The organism is Mesorhizobium huakuii (assembly GCF_030160235.1).
Taxonomy (GTDB): Bacteria; Pseudomonadota; Alphaproteobacteria; order Rhizobiales; family Rhizobiaceae; genus Mesorhizobium; species Mesorhizobium huakuii.
Genome location: NZ_BSNY01000083.1, coordinates 1 through 1,684, shown reverse-complemented (window position 1 = coordinate 1,684; position 1,684 = coordinate 1). Strand labels below are relative to the sequence as shown.

General features: G+C 62.6%; 2 protein-coding genes. One reads left to right on the top strand and one right to left on the bottom strand.

The window, feature by feature from the left end; translation table 11 throughout:
- Positions 1–250, bottom strand: a 250-nt coding sequence (locus QQK95_RS33360) for a hypothetical protein (protein ID WP_284278841.1), incomplete at its 3' end; no start/stop codon positions are given.
- Positions 251–348: 98 nt separating this feature from the next.
- Here QQK95_RS33360 and QQK95_RS33355 point away from each other — a divergent pair.
- Positions 349–1,684: IS701 family transposase (locus QQK95_RS33355; RefSeq protein ID WP_284278840.1), on the top strand; the 1,336-nt coding region annotated here is incomplete at its 3' end.

Sequence of the window (1,684 nt, the reverse complement as noted above, 5' to 3'; positions counted from 1 at the left end):
TGTGGCTGAGCGCCTGATCGAGGGGCAGGCTGCAGCCTCCCATATCGTCGATGTCTTCCCATTTTCGCCGGTGTGACCAGTAGGCGATTTTGACCTCATCGCCTCTGCCGATCGGCTTGAGACGGGCGATCGGCACCTCGGTTGCCAGCAGGTACAGGTGGTAGGCACCTTTGTCCTTGTACCAGCCAACGCCGCCGCCATTGGCCTGGTCGAACGCTTCGATGCGCAGGGCTATGTCGTCCTTTTCCATTGTGCAGTCATAGCTGCCGCAGCCCTAGTCAGGTCTGATTCACTTCGCCGCACGGTCATTGCCTTGCAACATGTGCTGGCCGGGATTCGAAGCATGGGATGCTGCACCATCCCAACGCCGCCGTCAGCGATGCCGTTCCTCAGATCCTGCGCCAGTGGCTCCAAGAGTTGCGCACCTGTTTCACAGCGCCCAGTTGGGAACATGTCCTTGTTCTGGTCATGGGAGCTTTGCTGGCGCCGGGCAAGCGGACCGTCAGCTCCTGCTTGCGCATGACCGGCAGGGCCGAGGCCGCCAACTTTGCAAGCTACCACCAAATCTTCAACCGAGCCTGCTGGAGCCCCCGTGCCGTTGCCAGGCGATTGCTGGGCCTCGTGGTCGAACGGCTCGTGCCCGATGGCCCCATCGTCATTGGCATGGACGACACCATCGAACGCCGATGGGGACGCCGGATCAGCGCACGGGGCATCTACCGGGATCCAGTGCGCTCCAGCCATGGCCATTTCGTCAAAGCCAGTGGCCTGCGCTGGTTGAGCTTCATGGTGCTGACCCCGGTGCCATGGACGAGCCTGGTAAAGGCCTTGCCGGTCCTGACCTTGCTTGCCCCATCCGAGCGATCCGACCATCAACGTGGGCGGCGCCATAAGCTGCTGACCGACTGGGCGCGGCAGGGCGCACTGCAACTCTGTCGCTGGCTGCCAGGGCGCCGCGTCATCTTCGTAGGCGACAGCAGCTTTGCCGTCCATGAACTGGCCCATGCCATCACTGCCAGGGCAACGCTCATCAGCCGGCTGCGACTGGATGCCAGCCTGTTTGCGCCACCGCCAAAGCGGACCACGCGCACCCTCGGCCGGCCAGCGCAAAAAGGTCCAGCACTACCAAAGCTCAAGACCCTCCTGTCCAACCCCGCCACGACTTGGGCCAGGATCATCGTGTCCGCCTGGTATGGCCATGTCGACGGCAAGACGCTCGAGATCACGTCTGATACCGCCTTGTGGTACAGGCCCGGTACCCCGGTAATGCCGATCCGCTGGGTGCTGGTCCGGGATCCCGATGGTAAACGCGCGCCCCAAGCCTTCTTCAGCACAGACATCGCCCTCGAGCCCGCCGACATCATCGCCCTGTTCGTCCGCCGCTGGCAGATCGAGGTCACGTTCGCCGAGACCCGCGCCCACCTTGGCGTTGAGACCCAACGGCAATGGTCCGACAAGGCCATTGCACGAACCACCCCAACATTGCTCGGTCTCTACACCCTCGTATCGCTATGGGCCTGCGATCTGCTCACCAGCACCACCACCCCATACGCCGCAGCGTGGTACCGAAAAACCAGCCTGACGTTCAGCGATGCCATCGGCGCAGTCCGCCTCGAAATCTGGATCGGCGATATTAATCAACACTCCCCGCCAAACCGGGAACGACAAAATATCCCGCCACAAC